The sequence below is a fragment of the Rossellomorea sp. KS-H15a genome (genome assembly GCF_024195245.1).
Taxonomy (GTDB): Bacteria; Bacillota; Bacilli; order Bacillales; family Bacillaceae_B; genus Rossellomorea; species Rossellomorea vietnamensis.
On record NZ_CP096886.1, the window covers coordinates 3,059,209 to 3,084,181 of the forward strand.

The 24,973-nt window shown below is 42.9% G+C and carries 28 protein-coding genes and 1 riboswitch; of the genes, 6 read left to right on the forward strand and 22 right to left on the reverse strand.

Features of this window, described 5'->3' with window-relative positions:
* Position 1 precedes the first annotated feature (1 nt).
* The 11 genes from ribE to M1J35_RS15625 all read right to left on the reverse strand — a co-directional run bounded on the left by ribE (position 2) and on the right by M1J35_RS15625 (position 10,226).
* Entirely contained in the window at positions 2-658 is a 657-nt protein-coding gene (ribE, locus tag M1J35_RS15575) for a riboflavin synthase (protein WP_254651682.1), read from the reverse strand.
* A 13-nt stretch (positions 659-671) separates the two neighbouring features.
* Positions 672-1,766 carry a bifunctional diaminohydroxyphosphoribosylaminopyrimidine deaminase/5-amino-6-(5-phosphoribosylamino)uracil reductase RibD gene (gene ribD, locus M1J35_RS15580; protein ID WP_371928681.1) on the reverse strand — a complete coding sequence of 365 codons (1,095 nt, stop codon included), beginning with the start codon at positions 1,764-1,766 and terminating at the stop codon, positions 672-674.
* A gap of 174 nt (positions 1,767-1,940) precedes the next feature.
* Positions 1,941-2,084, reverse strand: a riboswitch (FMN riboswitch).
* Positions 2,085-2,279: 195 nt separating this feature from the next.
* Positions 2,280-2,975 carry a hypothetical protein gene (locus M1J35_RS15585; RefSeq protein ID WP_254651683.1) on the reverse strand — a complete coding sequence of 232 codons (696 nt, stop codon included), beginning with the start codon at positions 2,973-2,975 and terminating at the stop codon, positions 2,280-2,282.
* Between the two features lie 135 nt (positions 2,976-3,110).
* Entirely contained in the window at positions 3,111-3,983 is an 873-nt protein-coding gene (locus M1J35_RS15590) for a patatin-like phospholipase family protein (protein WP_254653777.1), read from the reverse strand.
* Positions 3,984-4,005: 22 nt separating this feature from the next.
* Positions 4,006-4,389: an NUDIX domain-containing protein gene (locus M1J35_RS15595; RefSeq protein ID WP_254651684.1), complete on the reverse strand. Its 384-nt coding sequence runs from the start codon at positions 4,387-4,389 to the stop codon at positions 4,006-4,008.
* Entirely contained in the window at positions 4,386-5,264 is an 879-nt protein-coding gene (locus M1J35_RS15600; RefSeq protein WP_254651685.1) for a GNAT family N-acetyltransferase, read from the reverse strand. Before M1J35_RS15600 ends, M1J35_RS15595 begins: the two co-directional genes overlap by 4 nt.
* 105 nt (positions 5,265-5,369) lie before the next feature.
* Positions 5,370-6,146: an ABC transporter permease gene (locus M1J35_RS15605; protein ID WP_254651686.1), complete on the reverse strand. Its 777-nt coding sequence runs from the start codon at positions 6,144-6,146 to the stop codon at positions 5,370-5,372.
* Positions 6,143-7,045, reverse strand: a complete 903-nt coding sequence (locus M1J35_RS15610) for an ABC transporter ATP-binding protein (RefSeq protein WP_254651687.1) — start codon at positions 7,043-7,045, stop codon at positions 6,143-6,145. Before M1J35_RS15610 ends, M1J35_RS15605 begins: the two co-directional genes overlap by 4 nt.
* Entirely contained in the window at positions 7,042-7,257 is a 216-nt protein-coding gene (locus tag M1J35_RS15615) for a PLD nuclease N-terminal domain-containing protein (protein WP_229592559.1), read from the reverse strand. Before M1J35_RS15615 ends, M1J35_RS15610 begins: the two co-directional genes overlap by 4 nt.
* A 796-nt stretch (positions 7,258-8,053) precedes the next feature.
* Positions 8,054-9,049 carry a helix-turn-helix transcriptional regulator gene (locus M1J35_RS15620; protein WP_254651688.1) on the reverse strand — a complete coding sequence of 332 codons (996 nt, stop codon included), beginning with the start codon at positions 9,047-9,049 and terminating at the stop codon, positions 8,054-8,056.
* Between the two features lie 853 nt (positions 9,050-9,902).
* A complete protein-coding gene (locus M1J35_RS15625; RefSeq protein ID WP_254651689.1) occupies positions 9,903-10,226 on the reverse strand; it encodes a DUF4870 domain-containing protein in 324 nt (107 codons plus the stop codon).
* Between the two features lie 223 nt (positions 10,227-10,449).
* Here M1J35_RS15625 and M1J35_RS15630 point away from each other — a divergent pair, with 223 nt between their 5' ends.
* The 4 genes from M1J35_RS15630 to M1J35_RS15645 all read left to right on the forward strand — a co-directional run bounded on the left by M1J35_RS15630 (position 10,450) and on the right by M1J35_RS15645 (position 13,866).
* Positions 10,450-11,229 (forward strand): undecaprenyl-diphosphate phosphatase, encoded by a 780-nt coding sequence (locus M1J35_RS15630; protein ID WP_254653778.1) that lies wholly within the window; start codon positions 10,450-10,452, stop codon positions 11,227-11,229.
* Between the two features lie 10 nt (positions 11,230-11,239).
* Positions 11,240-11,839: an undecaprenyl phosphate transporter UptA gene (locus M1J35_RS15635; RefSeq protein ID WP_254651690.1), complete on the forward strand. Its 600-nt coding sequence runs from the start codon at positions 11,240-11,242 to the stop codon at positions 11,837-11,839.
* A gap of 63 nt (positions 11,840-11,902) precedes the next feature.
* The gene (locus M1J35_RS15640; protein ID WP_254653779.1) at positions 11,903-13,033 is read left to right on the forward strand and encodes an amidohydrolase; all 1,131 of its coding nucleotides are present in this window, start codon (positions 11,903-11,905) and stop codon (positions 13,031-13,033) included.
* Positions 13,034-13,308: 275 nt separating this feature from the next.
* Entirely contained in the window at positions 13,309-13,866 is a 558-nt protein-coding gene (locus tag M1J35_RS15645) for a GNAT family N-acetyltransferase (protein ID WP_254651691.1), read from the forward strand.
* Between the two features lie 63 nt (positions 13,867-13,929).
* On the opposite strand, the gene M1J35_RS15650 is transcribed toward M1J35_RS15645, so the two are convergent.
* The 7 genes from M1J35_RS15650 to M1J35_RS15680 form a co-directional block, all read right to left on the reverse strand.
* A complete protein-coding gene (locus M1J35_RS15650; RefSeq protein ID WP_254651692.1) occupies positions 13,930-14,508 on the reverse strand; it encodes a hypothetical protein in 579 nt (192 codons plus the stop codon).
* Positions 14,509-14,739: 231 nt separating this feature from the next.
* Positions 14,740-14,889: a YflJ family protein gene (locus M1J35_RS15655; protein WP_079531931.1), complete on the reverse strand. Its 150-nt coding sequence runs from the start codon at positions 14,887-14,889 to the stop codon at positions 14,740-14,742.
* A 60-nt stretch (positions 14,890-14,949) separates the two neighbouring features.
* Positions 14,950-16,020 carry an undecaprenyldiphospho-muramoylpentapeptide beta-N-acetylglucosaminyltransferase gene (locus M1J35_RS15660; RefSeq protein ID WP_224519728.1) on the reverse strand — a complete coding sequence of 357 codons (1,071 nt, stop codon included), beginning with the start codon at positions 16,018-16,020 and terminating at the stop codon, positions 14,950-14,952.
* Positions 16,021-16,159: 139 nt separating this feature from the next.
* Complete coding sequence (locus M1J35_RS15665) at positions 16,160-17,647, reverse strand: phytoene desaturase family protein (RefSeq protein WP_254651693.1); 1,488 nt, start codon at positions 17,645-17,647, stop codon at positions 16,160-16,162.
* Positions 17,644-18,738: a glycosyltransferase family 2 protein gene (locus M1J35_RS15670; protein ID WP_254651694.1), complete on the reverse strand. Its 1,095-nt coding sequence runs from the start codon at positions 18,736-18,738 to the stop codon at positions 17,644-17,646. Before M1J35_RS15670 ends, M1J35_RS15665 begins: the two co-directional genes overlap by 4 nt.
* A 13-nt stretch (positions 18,739-18,751) precedes the next feature.
* Positions 18,752-19,468 (reverse strand): lysophospholipid acyltransferase family protein, encoded by a 717-nt coding sequence (locus M1J35_RS15675; RefSeq protein ID WP_254651695.1) that lies wholly within the window; start codon positions 19,466-19,468, stop codon positions 18,752-18,754.
* Complete coding sequence (locus M1J35_RS15680; RefSeq protein ID WP_254651696.1) at positions 19,465-20,232, reverse strand: carotenoid biosynthesis protein; 768 nt, start codon at positions 20,230-20,232, stop codon at positions 19,465-19,467. Before M1J35_RS15680 ends, M1J35_RS15675 begins: the two co-directional genes overlap by 4 nt.
* 148 nt (positions 20,233-20,380) lie before the next feature.
* Here M1J35_RS15680 and M1J35_RS15685 point away from each other — a divergent pair, with 148 nt between their 5' ends.
* The gene (locus M1J35_RS15685; RefSeq protein ID WP_079531938.1) at positions 20,381-21,739 is read left to right on the forward strand and encodes an MATE family efflux transporter; all 1,359 of its coding nucleotides are present in this window, start codon (positions 20,381-20,383) and stop codon (positions 21,737-21,739) included.
* A 43-nt stretch (positions 21,740-21,782) separates the two neighbouring features.
* On the opposite strand, the gene M1J35_RS15690 is transcribed toward M1J35_RS15685, so the two are convergent.
* The 4 genes from M1J35_RS15690 to M1J35_RS15705 all read right to left on the reverse strand — a co-directional run bounded on the left by M1J35_RS15690 (position 21,783) and on the right by M1J35_RS15705 (position 24,608).
* On the reverse strand, positions 21,783-22,559 hold the full coding sequence (locus M1J35_RS15690; RefSeq protein ID WP_254651697.1) for an SDR family oxidoreductase: 777 nt from the start codon (positions 22,557-22,559) through the stop codon (positions 21,783-21,785).
* A 181-nt stretch (positions 22,560-22,740) separates the two neighbouring features.
* Positions 22,741-23,541, reverse strand: coding sequence for a CAP domain-containing protein (locus M1J35_RS15695; protein WP_254651698.1), 801 nt, complete (start codon positions 23,539-23,541; stop codon positions 22,741-22,743).
* 320 nt (positions 23,542-23,861) lie between these two features.
* Complete coding sequence (locus M1J35_RS15700) at positions 23,862-24,221, reverse strand: hypothetical protein (protein WP_254651699.1); 360 nt, start codon at positions 24,219-24,221, stop codon at positions 23,862-23,864.
* A gap of 102 nt (positions 24,222-24,323) precedes the next feature.
* Positions 24,324-24,608, reverse strand: a complete 285-nt coding sequence (locus M1J35_RS15705; protein ID WP_034758656.1) for a hypothetical protein — start codon at positions 24,606-24,608, stop codon at positions 24,324-24,326.
* 70 nt (positions 24,609-24,678) lie between these two features.
* Here M1J35_RS15705 and M1J35_RS15710 point away from each other — a divergent pair, with 70 nt between their 5' ends.
* Positions 24,679-24,927, forward strand: a complete 249-nt coding sequence (locus M1J35_RS15710; RefSeq protein WP_224519717.1) for a DNA alkylation repair protein — start codon at positions 24,679-24,681, stop codon at positions 24,925-24,927.
* Positions 24,928-24,973 lie beyond the last annotated feature (46 nt).

Sequence of the window (24,973 nt, forward strand, 5' to 3'; positions counted from 1 at the left end):
CTTAGTCAGCGAACCCGTTTTGAGATAAAAAATCATAGCTGATGCTGCTTGAAGTACTCTTAGACTGTTCCTTTGCTTCATAGAAACGATGAAAATATTTCGCCATTACATCACATTCAATATTGACAAGGTCCCCTACTTTCTTTCCACCAAGGACCGTGTCCCCTCTCGTTTGAGGGATGAGGGAAATCGTAATGGTATTATTTTTGACACCAAACACCGTAAGGGAAGTGCCGTCAATTGCGACCGAGCCCTTCATGATAAACAAATGGCCCTGATATTCCGGGATGGTGATATCCATATACCATGCATTTTCCACTTTCTCCACTCTTACGATGGTACCCACCCCGTCTACATGGCCGTTGACAAAATGACCGCCGAAGCGTCCGTTTGCCGCCATGGCTCTTTCCAGGTTCACTTCCGAACCTCGGGTAAGGGTCCGTAAGGTGGTCCCTTCAAAGGTCTCAGGCATGACATCAACCTGAAACCTGCTGGAGCTGAATGAGGTGACGGTTAAACAAACCCCGTTCACACTGATGCTGTCCCCGATATGGATATCTTCGAGAATGCGGCTCGCTGCAATCGTCAGTTCCATGGAAGAGGAAGACTTTTTCATCTGTTCGATCGCTCCAATTTCTTCAATGATGCCAGTAAACATCTTTCTCCCCCTTTCACAAAGATTCCCTTTTTGGCCTTGCGACAATTTTGATATCCTGTCCTACACGATCGAGGCTTGCAATCTCCATTTCCAATCCTTCTGCAATGGTTGGAAATCCTTTTCCTCCAAAACTCGTGAAGGCAGCACTTCCACCAACAAGCTTTGGAGCCATATACATGATTATTTCCTCAAAAGCCCTTTCCTCTAAGAAAGCGGAATGTATAGTAGATCCACCTTCTACATAAAGGGAAGCTATCTTACGGGAACCCAGTTCTTTAAGGACGGTTCGGATCCCAATCTTTTCATCGATTAGGGAAATGACTTCGCATCCCCGATCGATATAGGGCTTCTTCTGTTCTTCTTTGACCGAACTGCCTGTAAATATGATGGTTCTACTTTCTAGATCCTCTACGACATGAGAGTGGATCGGTGTACGCAAATAAGTATCTAATATAATTCGAATGGGGTTTTTTCCACCTTGGGGCAAACGGGTGGTAAGGTGTGGGTTGTCTTGAATGACCGTATTCACTCCTACTAATATCGCGTCATGCCTGTGACGATCATAGTGGACATCGGTTCTTGAGGCTTCGGATGTAATCCACTTACTGTCTCCCGAAGCTGATGCGGTTTTTCCATCTAGTGTAACCGCTGTTTTTAGCGTGACATATGGGGTACCATATTGAATGAAGTGGAAAAAATGCTTATTCAGCTCCCGGGCTTCTTCTTCAAGCTCTCCCACCACTACTTCAATGCCTGCATCCCTTAATTGTTGAATGCCACGCCCGGCCACCAAGGGATTTGGATCCCGGGTGGCGATATGAACCCTCTTTACGCCGCTTGAAATCAACATTTGAGAGCATGGAGGTGTTTTCCCATAGTGGGAACAAGGCTCGAGGGTAACGTAAATGTCGCTTCCTTTCGCTTTATCTCCTGCCATTTTAACGGCATTCACTTCTGCATGTCCTTCTCCCGCTTTGAGATGAGCACCCATCCCGACAATTTCTCCATTTTTGACCACTATAGATCCTACCACCGGGTTAGGCGAGGTCTGGCCAAGGGTTGCTTCTGCCATTGAAATGGCAAGCTTCATATAATGGGTATGATCCAATGAATGTACCTCCCTTCTATCAACAATACTATTCAGAAATAAAGAAACCCCAAGTAATGTTTTACTTGGGGGAAGTTGGCATGACTAAATAAAGCATTCAATCTGATATTTCAGAAAGGGAAAATCATCCATAAACACTTATCGGACTCCTATCCTGTGTATCACTAAATGCTGCCGTTCCTTCTCCCATCCAGACTTTCACTGTCGGCTTTGGAGTTTCACCAAATCCACCGTCTAATATGTATTAGCCGGGTCACGGACTAAGAGCAATTGCTCATCACCGCCGGTAGGGAATTTCACCCTGCCCCGAAGGAAACCTATTCGATTATCATTATTCTATCATAGTTTCATAAATTAAATCATGTAAGAAGAACTAAAATAAGATTTTTGTCCTAATTTTTAGAATACAGGGCGATGAAATCACGGGATAAAAAAATGCCTCTATATGATTAGAAGCATGTGTCTTTCATACGTGTTACATTCTTCCTTTGTTAGTGTACCCAAATGACTTGACTATGATGTGAGAAAATAATCACTGTCTACATACCAAAGAAAGATCAGAAGCCAGTCCAGATCCTCATTGTACGTTTCGTAAAATGATACATAGCTGTGGTGGGAATCGAACAGCCGTTGAACACTTTGAGGGAGATACCCTTTTTGTAAGGATAGATAATTTTTTTCTTGATAGTTCAAGATCCATCTCTTGTTTCCTTTATAGATGAGGATCGTGTCCCCACCTTCATTCTGCCATTCGATGGCGGTGGCACTTTGATATTTCAGTTGAAACATCATCCTTCTCTCAGGATGATCGATTTTTATGGTTCTGCTCCATTTCGAAAATGACAGCGGAAGTTTGTGCTTTCTGTGAAACAAATATTGTTTTGGGTTATTGATCATGGATGTACGTTGAATAAAATAGTGGGACCAACCGTTCGTTTTTAAATAATAGGAGCCTTCCTTTGTATTGACCCCTACAAGTGCATGTTCGGAGACGGGCATATTTTCATAATTCAGACGGTTTGCCTTCTTAAGTTCCTTTTTCAGGCTATAGCTGAGATATAGATTTGAAAATGCCGGGATGAAGATCAGCAGGGGAAAATAATATAATTGCTGTGTCACTACAAGCATCCCTACACCAATGAGAAAATACATGACACTTCTAAAAAGCAACGTATATTGTTCATTTTTGTATATTTGATAGAGGTTCATAGAATGCTCGTCCTTTCAAGGAATCTCTATCATATGTATGTGAAAAATCCGTAAAAAGACCATTTGTCAGGAAAACAGAGGGAAATGAACAGAACACTCTTTCACAAAGGAGTGGTTCTATTCATCCCTGACGTTTTATGAGTGCACCAGCTTCCCTGATCGGTTCCAATCGACTAACTGTTTCCATTTTGATTCTGCATCATGATAGCCCTGCCAGTACAATTCGTCCAGTTTTTGAGGATTTTTTTCAATCCGGCTTACTTTGAGTGGATGCTGAGGCTGGATGATCAATACCTCTCCATTTTTTTCTTTTTCTTCAATCTCCTGAATCGTTTGATTATAGCGCATATAGCGATTCATCAGCGTTTTGTGCAACTCTGGATATTGAGGATATTTTCTTCTCACCAGGAACGAAAATCTTGAAGGCTTTTTATAATATCCCCTATTCCGGGTGAGGATGACCACATTTTTTTTGAATCCGTCCTGCTCGGCTTTTTCAATGGGAACCGGATCGCTTATGCCCCCGTCAAGGAGGTGGCGGGAAGCAAATTCAACAATCGGAGCCACAAATGGAAGAGAGCTTGATGCGCGGATGATCGTGAGAAGGTCCTCTCCATAATCCTTCCTTGAGAAATAGGCTGGCTTTCCTGTTTGACAGTCGGTTGTCCCGACTACAAATTCCGTTCGGTTGGAGTGAAAGGCTTTATAATCGAAGGGGACCAATTTATTCGGTATTTCATCAAAGACATAGTCCATCCCGAATAATTCACCCGTTTTCCAGTAGTTCCGCCATGATAAATATTTGGGATCGCGGATGAAATCCACATTCACCTTTTTATTGCGGCCGTTTTGTTTGGACAAATAAGACGCGGCATTGCATGCACCTGCCGATACGCCGATGACATAAGGGAATTCAATTCCGTTCTCTAAGAAAAATTCCAGTGCCCCCGCCGTGTATATTCCTCTCATGCCGCCACCTTCGAGGACGAGTCCGGTTTCATTTATCATCATCTTCTTGACCACCTGCCTTTTACTGTAATAGAAATCGCTTTACTTCCAGAGGGTACAATTTTTTCCCGGCCAGTTCCTCCATCGGGATCCAGCAGGGAATATATTTCCCTCTATCCCTGGTAAAATCGTATTCTTCACCTTTTCCTGAGCCAAATAAGCCATTATATTTTCCCACAAAATAATAGGAATGTGTATCATTCTGCTTGAAGGTCAGCGCTATTTTCAGTTCCGAGACGTTGATTCCCATTTCTTCCTTCGCTTCCCGGACCGCCGTTTCCATTTCGGTTTCCCCTTCCTCCATACCTCCCCCTGGAATCACATAATATATACAGCCATTCCTTATTCTTTTTATAACCGCCAGCTTGCCATTTTCAATGAGGATGACGCCTGCACGATGGATCATCGGGTATTATCCAAAGGGATCAATTTGGCCCCGCACGTCTTCTCGTAAAATTCAATGGGACCAGCTTCTTTTAACACGGCATACAGGTATCCTCTTTCTTTCATCCTATGTAATGCAGTGTACAGGAGCTGTTTGCCTACTCCATGAAGACGGGTGGCAGGTATGACACCCATCGGTCCGAATATCCCTTTCTTATTCATATATACGTCATACGCTGCAAATCCGACTAATTCCCCTTTCTCTTCTGCTTTCAAAATCGGGATGAAAGGAGAGGATGATTGAAAAGCACCGCTTAGTGTTTCAAACCATCTTTCACCGAATTGATGTTTCACCCAGGACAGAAAATCTTCTTTCTCGTTTGGTTGAACCATACTAATGACAACACCTTTAAGTTCTTTATTGATCCAATCATTCGTCAACAAATTAACGGTTAAATCTCTGGCCGTGGTGACGGATTGAATGATCTGTTTCTTCGGGATTTCCATCAACACTTGTTCCAACTGAGGATGTGAAGGAATATGTGAGAAAAATGCTTGTATGATATGTCCTTCATTCAGGAAAGTTTGATTGTACCGTTTCATGATATCAATCGATGAAGTCCATATTCTGTGTGCATGTAAAGATAGGGGCATGGAAAAAGGTTCGATCCAATTCTCGGAAGACGGTTCAGGAGTCAGGGTTTCTATCAATCTTTCTATTTTATCTGTGTACGGTTCAAGGAGGTAATGCATTTCTTTTAGTGCGCCCTCCTTTACGAGGGAAGCACCAATGAACAGATCAATACTTTGTATGCTTCTATGATGATGTCTTTCAGCAATTCTTTCTGCTTGTTGAATCAATTTGATTACTTTATGAGTAAAATGGGGGGCTTTCATGGATCATCCTCCTTCTTCTACCACCATTCGACATTAATCTGTGAAATCCTTTTCTCATCATCCAAGAGGTCCGTCCCTCTTCAGGAAAGAGCTGACGATGTGACGTCAGCTCAGTTCTTTTTTTCTGGAGAGGGTGGGGGTGAGGATGAGGATGATCAGGCATATAGCCAGGGTCAGGAAGATTGTTCCTGAGAGATTTTCTGTCCATCGGTCCTGTAGGATCAGATCATTTACATAGCTGGTCAACTGCCCCGGCGACCATTTTAAAGTGTTTGTCATATATCCTGAGAAGAAGGTGATCAGCATGGTCGATGCGATTGTATAAAAAGCAGCCAGACCAGGCGTTTGTACGAGGCTGCTGAAGAAAATCACCAATGTCATGATAAAGGTCAGCCACATGCCGTAAACCAGGAAACCCTGTATGAATATGTGTAAGTCGATTCCATCAAATAATAGATGTATATAATACAATCCCGATAGCATCCCAAGGCTGTATGACACCCAAACCAACACGAATGCAGCCGACCATTTGGAGTAAATATACGAATTATATGGAACAGGTTTCACAAGTACCAATATTGCGTTACCGCTTTTCCTTTCCCCTGCCACCGTCCCCATGAACCCCAATACGATGACCAGGACACCCAGGGTGCTGAATTGATTCATGATGGACAGCAGTACTTCACCCGCCGAAGGGGTCGGTATGGATATGACTGTGCCGTCTGGCAAGTCCCCGACCGATTGTAATATTTCGGGCATATAATAGGCCGTTAAAGGTTCCGTCAAACCAAAAAGAATGAATATGAAGGGCATCCATATCATTTTATAATTACGGATGAGCTCGAGCATTTCTTTTCTGAATAATACCCAACCGATTTTCATTTCTTCATCACCTCCATGAAGACCTCTTCCAGGCTTTGTTCACTGCTTTCAAATTTGGTCACACCCCATCCATACTCAGTGATCAGTGAAAAAATCCTGGCTCTGTCCCGGTCCAAATCAGCCACCTCAAAGGAAAGCCGCTTCCCGTCTGACATCATATTATGAATCCACTCTTTTCCCTTTAAGATTGGAGTATATTCATGGCTATCCTCATTGAAATGCAAGGTCAACCTTAATTTATGGTGCCTTGCCTTTACTTCCTGGATCGCCCCTTGCTCAATCAGCACGCCCTCATGGAGAAATAGGACATCATCACAAATTTGTTCTGCATCATTTAAGATGTGGGTCGAGAACAGAATGGTCGTTTCCTTCTTTAACGTCTTTAATAAGTCAAGAACTTCCCTTCTGCCGAACGGATCAAGCGCTGATACCGGCTCATCAAGGATGATGAGCTTAGGCTTATGAATGAGAGCCTGAGCGATTCCAAGCCTTTGTTTCATTCCGCCAGAATACTGACCCACCTTCCGATTCTTCCCTTCTTCCAAACCGACTAAAGCAATCAGTTCTTCTGTCCGTCTCTCTGCGTCCCCCTTCTTCATTCCTGAAATTTCACCGGAGAAAATCAGGAACTCCTTTCCGGTCATCCACTCAAAAAAGGCGGGATATTGAGGCAGATACCCGATCATTTCACGGATGTCATCAGGGGAATCAGGAGCCATGATCATCCCCGCCGTAGGTTTAATTAAACCTGCCAGCATATTTAAAGTCGTCGTTTTGCCGGCACCATTCGGCCCGAGCAAAGCAGTACAAGCCCCACCTTTCAACTGAAAGGAAATATCCTTCACTGCAAGCTTTTCCTTATACCTCTTTTCTAAAGTCGATACTTCCAAGACATTCATCCATTCTGTCTCCTTCCGAAGATGAAGTAGATGACCGGTCCAATAATATTAATGAAAATGATGATTAATACCCATAGCCATTTCGGGCCGTTTGTAGATTTTATTCGGATTACATCGATCATTGCCACCACCATAAGAATGAGCTGAATAACGATAACAGGAGCGATAAGTCCCCAATTGATTGCTTGTAACGATTGTTGTAATTCGTTCATTTTTTCTTCCTCCCTTTCCTTTTCCAACTATAAGACGGTAGAAAGAAAAAATCGTTCACTTTTCCATGAAAATTTTTTTCGCAAGTAAAAAAGACGTAAAAAAATCCGAACGATTATCGAAATTCTAAATCGTTCGGATATATCCTTTAGTTGTTTACGTAAATACTGTTGTTTTTGGATGAAATGAATAGTGGTTGATTTCCGCTCCAGTTGCTCGCTTTCCGCGGGGCTGGCGGTGAGCCTCCTCGGGCTAAAGCCCTGTGGGGTCTCACCTATCCAGCGTTTCCCGCAGGAGTCGAGCAACTTCCGCTCCAATCAACTTTCCAAGCGTAATTGTTTCACTATAACCTTGTAGTGTCCACTATTGTTTACACCACTTTTTTTCTATTAGTTGCATTGACAGATTTCTGTTAATAATAAAATTATTCTTTCTTACTTTGTGTGAATGACTCATTCTTCTAAGGCACACCTTTAAGAAGGATCACAAAAATGAAAAATAATGGTCCTCGTCTGAATAACAGCCTAGGTGAAACGTGACTTTAATTACTATTGCAAAAGCATATTCAGTGTATATAGCAGAATCTAGCTATTGATTGGAGTGCAAGACGAAGACTCCTACGGGAAAAGCGGAATAGGTAAGACCCCGCAGGAGCGCTAGCGACGAGGAGGCTTGCCTTCCGCCCGAGGAAAGCGAAGTCTTGCACGGAAATCAATAGCGGTGAAACAAGTGATCCTAACTAATTTTTTGATTGTTTTTCTTTAGAGGAAATGGATTTAGAATTGTCCCTGCCTCTGGTTAGTTATCTTGATATAAAGTATACAGTTTATTGACTTCTGTTTTGACGGTTTCGATGAGGGAAGGCGGAGAGATCACTTGAGCCTGACTTCCAAATGTGAGGATCCAGTTTACGAGACCGGTGCTTACCCGGGCTTTGGTTGACAGAATAAAATGGTCTTCGCCGTGCCTTTGGATATTAACATTTTTTCCGAACTTATCAATCATCACATTGATCAGGTTGTTATGAAACTTAATCTTGATCCACTCTTCATCTCCGGCAAACATCTGAAAGGTTGACTGAACGTACTTGGATACATCGAAGCCTTCATATGGGTAAGTTTCTGAAAGCACTTCAACATTACGCAATCGATCGACCCGGTAATGACGTATTTCGTCCGCTTCAAAATAGTAGGCAATAAGATAATAAAAATCATTCGCCCATGCAAGAGCATACGGTCTCACCTTATATAGCCGGCCCTCATGACTCAGGTTAAACTGTTTGTTGACATCATACCGACCATATTGAAAGGTGATCACCCTCCTTTCTGCAATCGCCTCATGGATATCATGGATGGTGCGTCGAATAAAAGGGCTCTCACTTTTGATGGAGGAATCGATCTGGATTTCATTATGTAACTTCTTTCCTTGTTGATGGCTTGTCAGCTGCTTGATCTTCCCTGTCAGCTGCCTCGTTTCCTTCTTCGAAATGAATTTGGCAGATACCACTGCATCGATGAGCATCCGGAGTTCGTATAACTCGAACAATCGATATTGGTGGCTGTAATATTTAGGAAGCCCATCCTTTTCCTGATTGATGGTCACATCGAACCCATGGAGGATGAGATGATCCAGATCATCCTTTAAGGAATTCTTGTTAAGTTTCAATTCCGGTCCATATGCCTGTTTAAAGCGAAGAATGATGTCATCCAGGTTCAGCTCATGATCCTCGTCCGTTTCGTCTTTTAAAATACTCATTAGCTTCAGCAGTCTTACTTTATTATCAATCCTCGTCATAGGGATGCATTCTCCTTTATAGAGATGATAGTTTTATAAAATTATAAAGTTAATGAACGTTTTGTCAACTCTTCATTCCTCGTTCTGTTTAATAAAAAGAAAAAGAGGCTTGGACAAAAGTGTTTTAGTAAAAGAAAATCCGAACGACATTCGAAATTTTCCTTAAAAATCGAAATCGTTCGGATTTATCATTAAGCTGTGTACGTATATATTGTTGATTTTGGGTTGATTTTGATGTAGTAAGTAGTGGTTGATTTCCGCTACAGGTGCTCGCTTTCCGCGGGGCTGGCGGTGAGCCTCCTCGGGCTTTTGCCCTGCGGGGTCTCACCTGTCCAGCGTTTCCCGCAGGAGTCGAGCACCTTCCGCTCCAATCAACTTTCCAAGTATAAGTGTTTTTCTATTACTATCTAGTGGCCAACATTACATAGATGAACTCTTACTCTATTAGATTCAGTGACAGAATCCTGTTAATAATACAAATATTCATTCTTACATATTGTGAATGACCCATTCTAAGACACACCACTGATGATCAATCAATGGGAAACAATATTCTGAATATGGATAACTACCTTGGTGAAAACGCGACTTTTATTATTATTGCTAAGTCGTATTCAGTGGATATAGCAGGATCTAGCTATTGATTGGAGTGCAAGACGAAGACTCCTACGGGAAAAGCGGAATAGGTAAGACCCCGCAGGAGCGACAGCGACGAGGAGGCTTGCCTTCCGCCCGAGGAAAGCGAAGTCTTGCACAGAAATCAATAGCGGCGTAACAAGTAATCCTTACTACTTTTTTGACTGATCGTCTTTAATGGAAATGGATTTACATATTTCCCAGCCTCTTTCTTTGTTTATTTCAATAATCGAAAGACAGTAGGGATTTTGTAATAGTCACCTTCATATGCCTTTACCGCACCCAGGATGGTGAAGATCAGGGCCATCAGCCCTACGATGGGAGCTAGCACAAACCCGATTAATACCACCATGAGAATGCTGCTTACAAATCCGTAAACGGCATACGAAATGAGAAAGTTCAAGTATTCTTTCCCATGAAAGTCCACGAACTCCGATTCGTCCTTTTTAATGAGCCAAATGATCAGTGGACCGATGAATACGGTAAAAAAGCTTGATATATAGATAAGAGCTGCCATCATTCTTTCATCTTTTGCCGGCATGTCAATTCCTCCTTGTCTAAACCCTGTTAGAAAGACACGTTAATTGTATCCTCCTCTATATTTACGTCCTTTCTTTCATAAAGTTTCACCTATTTTTGAAGATTTTCTTTATGTGGTCTTTTTTTGTTTCTTCATGACAACCCTCATGAAATGTGACGAATCGGAATATACGTTTAGAAGAGGAGTTTGTCCTTAGAGTATTTGAAGAAAGGCAGTGGTGAATATGAACAAAATCGAGGCATTTATCCTCGGCGTTATACAAGGGTTAACAGAGTTTCTTCCCATCTCAAGCACCGGGCATCTTTATCTCGGGAGGCTTGCTTTCGGACTGGAAGAAGCCGGGCTATTCCTGGATACGATGCTTCATATCGGTACCTTGATTGCCGTCCTGGTCGTTTATCAGAAGGAACTTTTATACATGTTGAAGCACCCATTCAGTAAATTATCCTGGATTCTCATCATCGGGACCATCCCTGCAGTGATTATCGGATTTATGTTCGAAGACTATTTTGACGCCATATCAAAGACAGGGTCTACCATCGGTTGGGAGTTTCTTGTGACAGGGTGCATTATGTATGTCGCTGACGGGGTGAAGAACGGATATAAGAAGCTGGATGATCTTTCGTATACAGATGCTTTGGTGATCGGGAGCTTCCAAGCGGCAGCCATTTTCCCCGCCCTTTCAAGGTCCGGCTTAACGATAGCAGCAGGATTATTCAGGAAATTGGACAGAGAGACTGCAGCCTATTTCTCCTTTCTCCTTTCTACCCCTGCCATTCTGGGAGGTATCGTGCTACAGGGAAAAGCAATGATCGGTGGCCAAGTAGAATCGATCCCCTTTTCAAGTTTAGCCATCGGAACAGTCAGCGCTGCAGTCTTCGGCTATTTCGCCATTATGACCATGGTGAATTTCTTAAAAAAGCACTCTCTGAAAATATTCTCCTATTACGTTTGGGCTTTAGGACTCTTGATTCTCATTCTTCAATACTCAGGATTCATGTAGGAGGAAAAATATGAACCATGAATGGATTTTACACATCCTTACATTCTTAACCGATTTGGGATATGCGGGAATCTCTCTCGCACTTATGATAGAAGTCATCCCCAGCGAGCTTGTCCTGAGCTATGCAGGCTTCATGGTAACCGCCGGCAAACTCACGTTTATCGGGGCCTTCATCAGCGGGGTCGTCGGTGGGACCATGGCTCAGTTATTTCTTTATTGGCTGGGGTACTATGGAGGCAGACCGTTTTTTGAAAAATACGGAAAATATCTGTTTATTCATTCAAAGCATATTCTTGCTGCAGAGAAGTGGTTTGAGAAGCACGGGACGATCGTCATTTTCACGGCACGTTTCATACCGATCGTCCGGCATGCCATCAGTATACCCGCCGGAATAAGCCGCATGCCCTTCTCTACATTCACTTTGTACACTTTTGCAGCCATGCTGCCCTGGACATTGTTGTTCATGATTATCGGGATGGAGCTCGGTACACACTGGGAGCATATTGAAGTCATCGGGACGCGCTATATTAAACCCCTCAGTTTAATAGCTGTCATTTCAACCCTTTTCTATCTAATTTATTCATATAGAAGAAATAAAAGGATGGATTAACTTCTTTTTTTACGCAAAATTGTTTAAAATAATAAGGAAACAAGCCTCATGAAAGGAAAAACGATGAATTCCATACTTTTAAGAAACGTAACCATTTATCCCATTACATCCAAGCCTATTCATAATGGAGCTTTACTCATAAAAGACGGAAAAATCAAACAAATATTCCCCCATGACGTGGAGGGATTCCACCACGCTTCCGTGTACGATTGTCAGGGGAAATCCCTTTTTCCCGGATTCATTGATTGCCACACTCATCTGGGACTCTATGATGAAGGTACAGGCTGGGCGGGTAACGACGCCAATGAAACGATCGAACCGATGACCCCTCATATCAGGGCCTTCGACGGGGTATACCCATTGGACCCTGGCTTTAAAGACGCCCTTACATACGGCGTCACCACCGTGAATGTCATGCCCGGAAGCGCGAATGTGATCGGAGGTACCACAGCGGTAATCAAAACACATGGTTCTAACATCAGATCCATGCTAATCAAAGAAACCTCCGGATTGAAGATCGCTTTAGGGGAAAATCCGAAACGGATCCATAGCAATGGAAACAATGATTCCATTACAAGGATGGGGATCATGGGGATGCTCAGGGAAGCCTTTTTCTCTGCTAAATATTGTGACCAGCCAGAGGAACTGAGAGTCGCTCCTCTCGTTTCCGCTTTAAAGCGGGAAATTCCTGTTCGGATCCACGCTCACAGGGCAGATGATATTTTATCCGCAGTGCGTTTCGCTGAAGAATTCAGCCTTGACCTCCGGATAGAACATTGCACGGAGGGCCACCTCATATCGGATGAGCTGAAAGGAAAAAACTTAAAGGTTTCTGTCGGTCCGACGTTCACAAGACGCTCGAAGGTAGAGCTTAAAAATAAGAGCTGGATCACCTATCAGAAATTGACGGAAGCAGGTGTCGAAGTGTCGGTTACGACCGATCACCCTTATACACCCATCCAGTATCTGAACATGTGTGCGGCGATTGCCGTGCGTGAAGGATTGGAGGAACAGAAGGCATTGGAAGGAATCACCATCGCTCCTGCCAGAAACCTTGGTGTATCTGACCGGGTCGGCAGTATTGAAGTAAATAAAGATGCCGATCTGGTCCTGTGGAGCCACCACCCATTTCACTTTATGGCAAAGCCTATGTTGACTTTCGTCAACGGGGAAATCGCTTATCAAAACGTGTAGAAATTTGTTAAAAATTTTCTTCAAAAATCAGCATTTTACCTATTTCCTTTTTAAGATATTTCGTATATGATACAGATGGATAATTTATTTCCGATTACAAAGCGATCTATTCATATATTTTAGCGACTGTAATGAAGGGAAGGCAAAAGGTGCGCCACCAGTTTCTTGACTGGTCTTAGTGGGTTCGATTCCCACCCCGAAATTTTTTAGTTACCATTTAAAAATTTCGAGGGTGGGATCGTACGCGAGTAGACTGCCCTCAAGGAGGGTCTACTATGATCAAGAAACGTGATTTACATGAGTGTCATGAACTTTATGACCTGATGGTGCACCCGGATGTCTTCCCTTTTGTGCGTCAAAAGGCGTATTCCTATGAGGAGCTTCTTTTCCTGACAAAACAAACCATTGAAGCAGAAGAGCGGGGAGAACTTATTTCCCGCACGATTTTGGACGAGTGGGGCAACCCTATCGGAACGATTAATTTATTCGATATCCAGGAAAATGCAGGATTCCTTGGTACATGGCTCGGGAAGCCGTTTCATGGCAAAGGGTATAACCAGCCGGCGAAGGATGCATTCTTTTCCGAGTTATTTTTTGAGCTGGGAATGGAAACCATCTTTATGAGAATCAGAAAGGTGAATACCCGTTCACAAAAGGCCGCAGAAAAGCTTCCTTATGTCGTAAAGGCAAATGAATCAAGGAAATCTCTCTATGACCAATTAAATGCTCAGGATGATGTGTATGATCTGTATGAGATCCCTAAAGATTTGTACACCCTCTATTTATATCAGCTTCAGCAGTCGCCTGAAGAAGAGCAGGCGCTCGAAGCTTAAAAACAGAAAAAGGTTATCATAAAGGTATTTACCCTTTGTGATAACCTTTTTTGTTGGGTCGGATTAAAAAGAGGCATGAATCATAAAGAATACGGTAAAGGTGATGGCAAGTTTTAAATGCCATGCTCGGTCCTTCCTTTTGAAGCGCTTAAAACCCATGCTTATAAGGAAGAAGAGCGCGATGCTCGAAAGGATCCCCGTAATATTGGTGAAGTCCCAATCGAAATCTCTGATGATGGCCAGAATTCCGTGTACCACCACACCTGCCGATGCCAATAGTGCTAAGGGAACGTGCCATTTCCTCAACAGCTTTCCTACAAACTGGACAAGGCGTTTTATTTCTACACCCTTCCACTTTACCCCTTTCAAGCCTTTCCATTTCATTAACAGGAATACCGGAAAGATACTGAGGACGACAAAGTAAATAATTCTTGCTGTGGACCCGAATTGTTTGAGAAATTCCTTATAGGATTCCTCATTCATTCCCATAAGGACTTCCCTGTAAGCAGAAATGAGGAGGATTCCTGCAGCCGTTAAACAAATGCTTAATGCCAAATAAAAAATGACATTTTTTCGTTCCTTAGGATTCGGGATGAATTTCGATAAAAATGATGGACGGCTGATTTTTGATTTGGATTCCATTTACGTTCTCCTATTATCATTAAGAATTATACGATTACTATAACCCTCAAACATGAAAATTAAATGAAAATCTCATGAATATTTGCTTTTGATGAAGCGAGTGGTGGTTGATTGCCGCTCCTCCTAGGCTCTGTCACCTCTCAAAAATTGAATATGTACAAAAAAAGCCGACAGTATGGATGCCTGATCTTACTCTTTAGGATCAGCACCAAAACAGTCAGCCCCTATTTTTTATTTCTGTTTAGCTATTTTTTCGAAGTACAGGTTTCTTACCACGAATGTTTTATAGTTCTCCAATTTTCTTTTTTCTAATGGGTGATGATTGATTCCCATCTTTTTAAGCTCTTGAAGGTACCATCCTTTTGAATATTGATACGCCATTCCACTTCTCCCCTTCAACCATTTGTATACTATATGCTTGAGGGGGAGTACAATGACTCTTTATCTGGACATAGAGGAAAGCACCTCATACATATCCTGGATGGTGTAGGCTTTTTCACCTTTTTCCATATTACGGATCATTGTGTCGCGATTTGACTTAAGCTCATTAACACGGTCCAAGAAGCTCTTTTCGTCCAGTTCTTCTTCTTCCAGCTTTATCGCATAACCGTGTTTCACGAAACTGTTGGCATTGAGGATTTGATCCCCACGGCTCGCTTCCCTGGAGAGGGGGATCAATAACATCGGTTTCTTTAATGCCAGAAATTCAAAGATTGAATTTGAACCGGCACGGGAAATCACGAAATCTGTCATCGCCAGGTAATGAGGCAGTTCACCCTTGATGAATTCGTATTGACGATACCCTTTTTGTACGAGGCTTTCATCCACATTGCCTTTCCCACATATATGAATGATTTGAAAGGCAGTCAACAGCTCCTCCAGATTCCCTCTTACCGCTTCGTTAATTTTTCTCGCTCCAAGACTTCCTCCCATGATCATCAGGACGGGTTTATCCTCATAATAACCGGTTAGTCTCTTCCCTTCACGGGCATCACCCGTGAATAATTCCTCGCGGATGATGGCTCCTGCGCATAAAGATTTTTCACTCGGAAGGGATTGAACCGTTTCCGGGAAGGTGGTGAAAATTTTAGTTGCGAATGGGACGGCTAATTTATTGGCAAGTCCCGGGGTCACATCGGACTCATGGATCGCTACAGGAACTTTCGCCATCTTTGCGGCCATCACGACCGGGACGGATACGAACCCCCCTTTGGAAAAGATGATGTCCGGCTTCGTTTTCCTGATGACGGATAATGCGTCAAACACGCCTTTCATCACTCGAAACGGATCTGAAAAGTTTTTCCAGGAAAAATATCTTCTCAGCTTGCCGCTGGAAATGCTTTTGTATGGGATATGGGGAAATTGTTCAGTGATGATTTCCTTTTCAATCCCATCTTCCGAACCTATATACGTTATGTCCCAACCTTCTTTTTCAAAGTGTGGAATGAGTGCTGTATTAACCGTGACGTGGCCCGCAGATCCTCCGCCCGTAAATAATATACGTTTCTTCATATGTATAAACTCCTAACTCATATTCTAATTTCTTTCTCTCTAACCATTATACACTTTACCAAAAATAGAAGCGGGATAGAACTACGAAAGTTTGACAAAAAGAAAAGAGACCCTTTTCGCAACGAATGAAGGGACTCTTTCACGAGAATGACAGGGATGTATGGCCCCCATCCCTTTTTATAATATAATTGGCTACATTTCTTCCACTTATCGTCACCATCGGGGATCCGCCTCCGGGATGTGTCGTTCCACCCGTGTAGAAAAGGTGATGGATATCCTTGCTGACATTGGAAGGACGAAGAAATGCTTCGGTCATACGGTGAGAGGCCAGGCCGTAAAGAGATCCTTTATAGGCAGAGAATTTATGTTTTATGGTGTCCGGTGTGTAGATCTTCTCCACTTCCAGAGATTCCTTTATGGCCAGTCCCTTTTCTTCTAATGTATGATAAATCTTCTCTTTATACGACTGAACTTCTTCATCTGTCAATTCGATGGCCGGTGCATTGACAAGGATGAATAAATTACTTCCCTTTGTGACGCTTGGATCTGTCGCTGCTGAATGGCTGATATAAATCGTGGGATCACTCGGAAGCTTCTTTTCTGAGAATATTTCTGTGAATTCCTTATGATAATCCCCTGTGAAATAAACCTGATGATGATGAATGGATTCCTGGAAGGTTCTGAGACCCGCTAATATCACGAAAGCCGAAATCGACGGTTCATAGGAATCAAGCTTCCCGTCAGGATGACTCGGTCGATCCTCCTCCTCTATCAATTCTTTCGTAGCCGTGATAAAATCCCCATTTACGATCACGTCGTCAGCAGGAAGAAATTCTCCATCTTCTGTTGTCACACCTATTGCCCTTTTCCCCTTCACCACAATCTCTTTCATTCGGACTCCGAGACGTATCCTCCCCCCGAGTTCCTGGAAGAAAGAACTAAACCCTTCCGCAATCCTTGGGTTTCCACCCTTTGTATAATACACCCCATCTTTCATCTCAAGATGACCGATCAATGAAAAGGTGGCAGGGCACTCATAAGGTGATGAGCCAATATACGTCGCATACCGATTGAACACCTTCAACACTTCTTCATCCTGAAAGAACCTTCTATGAAAATGATCCATTTTCTCAAAGGGACGGACCTTCATAAAGCTATAGGAAAGACTTGGTGACAGATAATCCCTCCAAGAACCAAATACCCGGTAAAAAAATCCTTTCTCAGCCAATGTATAAAGTTTTTCTACCTCTTTTAAATACTCTGAATATCGATTTGCCCCATAGGGATCGATGCCTTTAAGTTCGTTCATCATTTCTTCGGGGTCGGCTGATTGATAAAGGATCCTTCCATCCGGAAAAACGTTTTTCGTATGTTTTACAAGTCTTTCAAACTCAAAATAACGGGAGGAGTCCCCTCCAGCATCATTGATCACTGATTGAAAGACATGTGGCATCGTAATCGTGTTCGGACCGAAATCAAAGGAGTAGCCGTCGATTTCAACGCGCATCATTTTCCCTCCCGGGTGCTGGTTCTGATCTACGACCGTAACATGATATCCTCTACTTTGGAGGGATATCGCTGCTGACAATCCCCCTAATCCCCCGCCAATGATGATGATATTCTTCATGAATAGGTCCTTCCTTTCCACGTGTATCCCTGATTTTTCATTCCTCTCAGCATAGACGCCCACATGATGAAGATAAAGAAGACGGAAGCGAAAGGAATCAAAAGAAAATGCCACTTTGATTGATTGGAGGCTATATCGATCATGAATGTTTGCACCCATATTCCCAACAGGGGAAGAACGTACACGAACTCACCCGACATCAACCCGTAAAGAGCTAAAGGCAGAGGAAGGATGAAGAAAATGGAATAAAACAGGGAAAGAAGAATAACTGATATTGGACTTCTTCCCGTGCCTACATAGATATTCTTCAAAAATCCTTCCCATACTTCCTTATTCGTTTCATACATATGACAGGTCACGTCAAAGCTATTATTGACAAGTGTCACCCTCCACCCGTTTTCCTTTACTTTCCTTGAGAGGTGGACATCCTCCAGAAGGGACGACTTAACAGCCTCATGTCCACCGCAATCATTGTACGCTTCCCTTTTGAAAAACATAAATGCTCCATGAGCTGCCGTGAATGCACTTCTGGTCGTATGATTTGCCACAGCGAGGGGAAGATGAAAATAGACGAGAAAGTGCTGAAACGGTACGAGCATTTTACTAAGGAAGGTCGGTAAGGGAAAATGGGGAAATCCCGTTACAAGCCCCGAATCATATTGTTCCATTTGGAATAGTACTTTCTCGATGATGGATGGAGAAACCCTCACATCGGCGTCCAGATAAAGATAATACAAACCTGAGGCATGCCGACTTAGCTCGTCGCAGGCATGGACCTTTCCCACCCATCCTTTTGGGAGGTGCTTTCCATCGATGATCCTAAAACGGGGATCGTCTTTCGTTAAGCGTGTCAGGAGCTCTCTTGTACGATCCGTCGACCCATCATCCAATATGATAAATTCCACGGGGGAATGGGTGATTCGTTTGATGCTTTCGATCAGCCCTTCTACATTCCTTTCCTCGTTCCTCATTGGTACCAGTACAGAAACCAAGTCATTTACAGTCAACTTACGGGATAGCTTTGGTAAAAAGAGCAGATTGATCATCGTGGCCAGTACAAATAGGAAGATGATCAGTATATAATACATCATGTTCTTTCCACCCCTACTTTCTTCCCTTCCAAAAACTCAACCACTCACTATTAGTCGGAAATCCTTTAAGCAACAATTCAAATGAGGATATGTTTTCATGAATGATATCCTTCTTCAAGCCATCAAGCCTCGTTTCCATACCCATTCTTAAGTGCCCTGTCACCTCTTCCCGTGTTGAAAGCTGACTTGTATCCAAGTCATCCCGGCCAATCCGGATGAACAACTCGGGTCTTTGATCATGACGAAAGGTATAATAAAATGTCACCATCGTGACCATGATCTCCGCATTCCGTTCGTACAAATAACCCGGTCCACTCATAAAGGATAAGGGTCTCTTTTCAAGATGCTCTTCCTTCCCTTGAGGAAAGATCCAAACCGTTTTCTTCTCTTGTAAACACTTCTCAGCGAATTTCAAAGAAGTGATGAGGTCTTTCGGAGAATGGGGATTGACAGAGAATGCGCCGATTTTCCGAAAGAAGGGGAAATCCTCCATTCCTTTCTGACTCATCATCGCGAAGCTGTCTTCTTTTATGACATGATGATTTAAGTAAAAGACCATTAATCCATCCCACCAGCTTGAATGATTGGCAAGTACCAGGTGACCTGAACCCTGTTGAAGCGAATCTCGCTGGTCTTCGATCCACACTCGATAAAAATGCTTCTTGAGCTGGTAAGTAAGATAGCCCGACAGCAGTTGTTGAAATCTCTTACTTTTTTTCGGTTCAATCATGCTACCTTCTCCAATCGTGTTCTTAGAATAAGAGATGCCGTGTAAAATGACGAAGTGACAAGAACCGCAATCCATAGCCCTTCCACCATAGCCGTCACCATAAACATCAAGATCACAAGGAGGTATAGCTTCCTCATCCGGCCGCTCCATTTGGTAGTGAATCCTTCACGCTCCATCCATACATACAGGAAGCATTGGATGAAAAATGAAACAAAAAACCATCCAAGGAAGTTTTGTGCAGGGATATCATAATATGCTCCCCCTTGATCCCATATCCAGTATTCCCTGCCTTTAAAGGCAACGGGGTCGATGATCAAATCCATTGTCACCGCTAACAGAGAGGTCACTGTACTATAGACTAACGCTCCTCTGACAGTCTTCTCCCTGTGCAAGAGGAACTCATAATGTGACATGCTGGTGAACACCACCATGACCCAGGCGAAGCCGATTGTCACTGGCACTCCGAATAATTGAAACCCAAAATCCCTTTCATAATGATAGGACCCGAATATAAGACCGTAATGGACACCTAAACTCTCGGCGATAATCGTAAGCAGCATGATGCCTAAAGAAATGATCAGTCCGGGCCGGGTCCCGAGCCTCTTCATGGCATAAAGAATGGCCAATACCCCTGCTAAATATAAAAAGATGGCATTTGCCCAATGCATGGACGGAGGCAGCAAGTCGAGAGAAACCAGGATGATCCCCACCCCATACCATATAATAAACACTATCCAAATCCAGTCCTGCCAATGTTTAGTCATTCTTTCCTCCCATAGGGTGTTTTTCCTCATTCATCATGAGTACTCGTTTGTTAAGTATATTTCACTCTCTATCCACAGGAAAATATGGTACAGTATGATAGTGAAATCACCATGCTGTATCTGAAGCCATTCAGGAGGAGTACGTTCAATGAGAGAAACTCATACAATGAAAGATAAGATCAAACAACTATCCATCATACTCATCCCCATCCTAGTCACGCAGCTCGGGATGTTTGCCATGAATTTCTTCGACACGATCATGTCAGGGAAATACTCTCCCATTGATCTGGCAGGTGTCGCCATCGGCTCTTCCCTTTGGGTACCCGTCTTCACAGGATTAAGCGGGATCCTTTTGGCCGTGACGCCCATCGTCGCCCAATTGAATGGACGTGGCAATAAAAAAGAAGTTCCCCATACCGTGTTACAAGGTGTGTATGCTGCCATCGCTTTATCCCTTATCGTCATGGTGACTGGGGGACTCGCCCTCAATCCGATATTAAATGGTATGAATATAGAACCTGAAGTCCGTATGGTGGCGAAGGAGTATCTCATTGCCCTCTCGTTCGGAATGATTCCCTTATTCATCTATAATGTATTAAGATCATTCATCGACGCCCTTGGGATGACGAGGGTGACTATGTTCATTACTCTCATGTCCCTGCCGATAAATGTCGTGTTCAATTATCTTCTTATTTTTGGTAAGTTGGGACTCCCTGCACTTGGAGGGGTGGGTGCAGGTGTTGCCTCTGCCATCACCTATTGGCTCATTACACTCATCGCCTTCTGGGTCGTCCATACAAAAGGGCCTTTTAGTCAATATACGATCTTCCGTACCATCCATAAGCCTGACCTTGCTAAGTGGAAAGAAATCTTTGTGATCGGGGTACCGATTGGTTTATCCATTTTCTTCGAAGTAAGTATTTTTTCAGCTGTTACTTTGTTGATGAGCAATTACGATACAGTGGTCATTGCTGCTCACCAGGCAGCGATCAATTTTGCATCCTTCCTCTATATGATCCCTCTGAGCATTTCCATGGCCTTGACCATCGTCGTAGGCTTTGAGGTCGGTGCCAAGAGGCTTCGGGATGCAAAGGTTTACAGCTGGATGGGCGTCAGCTTTGCATTGCTGTTAGCGGTCATATATGGAATCATATTACTCGTCTTCCGTTCTGAAATCGCCTATCTGTACTCGGACGATGCGTATGTATTAGAATTAACGGCTCACTTCTTATTGTATGCCGTTTTCTTCCAGCTTTCAGACGCGATACAAGCCCCTGTGCAAGGTGCCCTTAGAGGATATAAGGATGTCAATATCACCTTCATCATGGCTCTTGTATCGTATTGGGTGATTGGCCTTCCATTGGGTTATATCCTTGCTAACTACACTACTTTTGGTCCATACGGCTACTGGCTTGGGCTTACATCCGGCTTAACGGCAGGCGCCATCACATTGTCGGGTCGGCTCCTATTTATACAAAAGAAATATAGAAAACAATATAGTCATTAGAATAGTGACTGAAAGAGCAACGGAATTCATTTGCCGTTGCTCTTTATTGATGAAATACCTTTCCTAGAACATCCTTACCACCTGTAACGGGAATGATGGAACCGGTAATGAAATCGGATTCTTCCTGACACAGGAACGAAATGATCCTCGCCAAATCCTCCCCTGTTCCGGGTCGGCCAATCGGTGTATGTGGATCATATTGTTCTTTGGCCTTGCTGATTTCGCCTTCTTTCCAATCACCTACTATATCACCAGGGCAGACCATATTTGCCGTTATGCCGTTTTCTGCTTCTTCGATTGAAATCGTTTTTGTGAAGGAAGCGAGTCCCGCTTTCGCCGCAGCGAAGGCAGAACGATAAATCCAGCCCGGTGCTGATTCGACCCTGTCATATCCAAATGTGATGATTCTTCCCCATTGCTTTTCACGCATCTTTGGAATCAATAACCTGGATAAGTAAAATACACTATTTAAATTCCCATTCACAATATAATTCCATTCCTCTGGGGAATATTCGGCAAAAGACTTTCGTTCTTTAACATAGGGTCCGGCATTGTGAATTAAGATGTCGACGCTCTCCACCTTATTCCAGATTTCGGATGCCATCCGTTCACATTCTTCCGGCACGGAAATGTCCCCCTTGACCGGGATGATGGAATTGGAGTAGGTTTCGGTTAATTCATCAACCAACCCTTCTACAAAAGAATCATCGCTTCTATAATTCAGGATGACCGTGTAACCTTGTTTAGAGAATTCCTCCACGGTCTTTCTTCCGATTCCCTTTGATCCGCCCGTTATCAGGACAACTTTAACTTCTTTCATCAAGCTCACTCCACGTACTCGTTATATTTCAATAGTAAGAATGATTATCATGAAATGCAAATCTAAGCTCTTACATAACTCGTTCAACATGGTATGAAAAAAGAGGCGTATAGCATCATTTGATTACGGAAAACTAAAAAAAGCAGCCTCTCCAAAGAGAGACTGCTTTTCGTTCCTGAAATTACTTACCGATGAACTGTTGAGTCCAGTAGTTACCGTTCTCTACATATCCCACACCAATGTGAGTGTAGTTTGAACTCATGATGTTTTTACGGTGACCTTCACTATTCATCCATGCCTGTACTACTTCTTCAGGAGTCTGTTGACCCATAGCGATGTTTTCACCTGCAGAGCTGTACTCGATACCAAACTGCTTCATCATGTCGAATGGTGAACCATACGTAGGGCTTGTGTGAGAGAAGTAGTTGTTCGCTTGCATATCACGAGACTTCTCACGTGCTACCTTGCTTAATTCTGCATCTACTTTAAGAGCTGGAAGACCTTGTTTTGCACGTTCCTGGTTAGTTAATTCCACTACTTTTTGTTCAAACTGGCTTAATTGACCAGATTGTTCACTTGCTTGCTCTGATTGTTGTTTTTGCTCATTTGAAGCCGGAGCTGGAGCTGGTGCTTCTGACTTAGGTGCAGGTGCTTCTGCTTTTGGTGCTTCTGCCGGTGCAGGTGCTTCTGCTTTTGGTGCTTCCTTAGCCGGAGCAGGTGCCGCAGCCTCTGCTTTTGGAGCCTGTCCATTCAGTAATTCTTGTACATTTATATTTTGGCCGTTGATTTGGTATTTTGATAGAACATCTTGAACATATTTGTTTAGATCTTCTTGATTACCATTATATTTAAAGGCGTTCACTTTTTGAGCGACCTTATCTTGTGCCGGGCACGGTGCTGCAGCATCAGCTTTACCTGCTGCGAATGGAGTTGCTAATAATGTTAATGCTGTTGCTGCTGAAACCATCATTTTCTTATTCATAAAAATGAATTCCTCCTTAGTGAATGTGTTTTTCTTTGCTGCACATTCATCATACCACCCTGTTTTTGTTACATTTACGGGAGAACTTGGTAACTAGTAATCAATTGTTCTATTTTGAAAGACAATTTCCTTATAGTAAGATAGTAACCACTGATTCTAGTAGGGAGAAAAGCATGTTTTAAATGATTTACTTACATTTCCAACAGCTGAATGAATTGGATGCTGCAACTAATTATTACCGGTATCCTATTCTTGACAGGTTTTTAAGAGCTCACTCAATGTAACGGATATTACAGGAACATTTCAAATCAGGAAGGATTTCATCCCAGAGAAAGGTATTCATTGCATTTTTTGTCAGAACCGATGAGCAGGTATCCCTTCACGTCGAAGCCTAGCCGTTTTAATTGTCTCACGCCCACATTACACTCGACGAAATTGCTCCCCATCACAATGACAGGCCCTTCTGGAATATCACTTGCATATCTTCGAATGTATCCGCAAGGCAAGGCTATGACCTCTTCGCAATCTCCTTTGGACGAGTCCTGATAATCCCTTACATCCACTACGACATGTTCTGTCGTCACATCAAGGGAATTCCATTGTTTGGTTCGTACGGGAACATATCGATAATAGATCATATATGAGAGTATACTGACTAATAATATGGTTAGTAGAGGCATACTGGTATCACCCTTTTCATTAAACTCCTCTCATTATATACCTGAGCAGGTATAGTTGAAAAGCGAACTGCTCGTATTTACTTTCATGATGATCAATCCTGATTAGAGATTCCTGTCTTTCATTAATTGTGCGGCCATTTCGATATGTAGATGAATTAAACGGACTTTATCATCGTTTGACAAGTCGGATTCAGTAATTCTTTTAGTGGCCAAATAATATTTAACCTCAATAGACTTACGAACCCTCGGGTGACTATTAGCATCTTCAAGTTCACGTTTAATGGCTTCTTTCAATACTTGTTCCGGTGAAACGTCATTGTTTGCTAACATGCGGTTTTTCCATATTTGTCTGTATGATATCAGCAAATCGTTGAATACTACTGACATATTCAATCATCCTTTACATAAAATCTTTATTCTTTAACCATACTAAAAAAAACGAAGAAAGGTGATCTCAATGACTACACCCTATCGCTGTCCCAGCTGTAAAACGAATCGAACACGATTTAATATTATACAACAAGTACCTCAGAGTGTGAAACTTGATCCTGCTTCAGGAGAAGTCGTTCAGAATTACGAGCAAAATCAACTCGAGCCGTTCCACCTCGCTTACAACGGTCCCCAGTTAAAAGTTCAATGTGCGGCTTGCGGCCTGGTGGAGGATGAAATGACCTTTAAGAAATTTGGAGAAAGCACAATGTCATAATCAGAAAGAGGGTAACCAAGCCTGCTACTTGCAGCAGACATGGTCA

Coding starts and splice junctions, on each gene's coding strand:
- ribE (WP_254651682.1), bottom strand. CDS start 658: ATGTTTACTGGCATCATTGAAGAAATTGGAGCGATCGAACAGATGAAA.
- M1J35_RS15585 (WP_254651683.1), bottom strand. CDS start 2,975: ATGAACCTCTATCAAATATACAAAAATGAACAATATACGTTGCTTTTT.
- M1J35_RS15590 (WP_254653777.1), bottom strand. CDS start 3,983: ATGATAAATGAAACCGGACTCGTCCTCGAAGGTGGCGGCATGAGAGGA.
- M1J35_RS15595 (WP_254651684.1), bottom strand. CDS start 4,389: ATGATCCATCGTGCAGGCGTCATCCTCATTGAAAATGGCAAGCTGGCG.
- M1J35_RS15600 (WP_254651685.1), bottom strand. CDS start 5,264: ATGAAAGCCCCCCATTTTACTCATAAAGTAATCAAATTGATTCAACAA.
- M1J35_RS15605 (WP_254651686.1), bottom strand. CDS start 6,146: ATGAAAATCGGTTGGGTATTATTCAGAAAAGAAATGCTCGAGCTCATC.
- M1J35_RS15610 (WP_254651687.1), bottom strand. CDS start 7,045: ATGAATGTCTTGGAAGTATCGACTTTAGAAAAGAGGTATAAGGAAAAG.
- M1J35_RS15615 (WP_229592559.1), bottom strand. CDS start 7,257: ATGAACGAATTACAACAATCGTTACAAGCAATCAATTGGGGACTTATC.
- M1J35_RS15620 (WP_254651688.1), bottom strand. CDS start 9,049: ATGACGAGGATTGATAATAAAGTAAGACTGCTGAAGCTAATGAGTATT.
- M1J35_RS15625 (WP_254651689.1), bottom strand. CDS start 10,226: ATGCCGGCAAAAGATGAAAGAATGATGGCAGCTCTTATCTATATATCA.
- M1J35_RS15630 (WP_254653778.1), top strand. CDS start 10,450: ATGAACAAAATCGAGGCATTTATCCTCGGCGTTATACAAGGGTTAACA.
- M1J35_RS15635 (WP_254651690.1), top strand. CDS start 11,240: ATGAACCATGAATGGATTTTACACATCCTTACATTCTTAACCGATTTG.
- M1J35_RS15640 (WP_254653779.1), top strand. CDS start 11,903: ATGAATTCCATACTTTTAAGAAACGTAACCATTTATCCCATTACATCC.
- M1J35_RS15645 (WP_254651691.1), top strand. CDS start 13,309: ATGATCAAGAAACGTGATTTACATGAGTGTCATGAACTTTATGACCTG.
- M1J35_RS15650 (WP_254651692.1), bottom strand. CDS start 14,508: ATGGAATCCAAATCAAAAATCAGCCGTCCATCATTTTTATCGAAATTC.
- M1J35_RS15655 (WP_079531931.1), bottom strand. CDS start 14,889: ATGGCGTATCAATATTCAAAAGGATGGTACCTTCAAGAGCTTAAAAAG.
- M1J35_RS15660 (WP_224519728.1), bottom strand. CDS start 16,020: ATGAAGAAACGTATATTATTTACGGGCGGAGGATCTGCGGGCCACGTC.
- M1J35_RS15665 (WP_254651693.1), bottom strand. CDS start 17,647: ATGAAGAATATCATCATCATTGGCGGGGGATTAGGGGGATTGTCAGCA.
- M1J35_RS15670 (WP_254651694.1), bottom strand. CDS start 18,738: ATGATGTATTATATACTGATCATCTTCCTATTTGTACTGGCCACGATG.
- M1J35_RS15675 (WP_254651695.1), bottom strand. CDS start 19,468: ATGATTGAACCGAAAAAAAGTAAGAGATTTCAACAACTGCTGTCGGGC.
- M1J35_RS15680 (WP_254651696.1), bottom strand. CDS start 20,232: ATGACTAAACATTGGCAGGACTGGATTTGGATAGTGTTTATTATATGG.
- M1J35_RS15685 (WP_079531938.1), top strand. CDS start 20,381: ATGAGAGAAACTCATACAATGAAAGATAAGATCAAACAACTATCCATC.
- M1J35_RS15690 (WP_254651697.1), bottom strand. CDS start 22,559: ATGAAAGAAGTTAAAGTTGTCCTGATAACGGGCGGATCAAAGGGAATC.
- M1J35_RS15695 (WP_254651698.1), bottom strand. CDS start 23,541: ATGAATAAGAAAATGATGGTTTCAGCAGCAACAGCATTAACATTATTA.
- M1J35_RS15700 (WP_254651699.1), bottom strand. CDS start 24,221: ATGCCTCTACTAACCATATTATTAGTCAGTATACTCTCATATATGATC.
- M1J35_RS15705 (WP_034758656.1), bottom strand. CDS start 24,608: ATGTCAGTAGTATTCAACGATTTGCTGATATCATACAGACAAATATGG.
- M1J35_RS15710 (WP_224519717.1), top strand. CDS start 24,679: ATGACTACACCCTATCGCTGTCCCAGCTGTAAAACGAATCGAACACGA.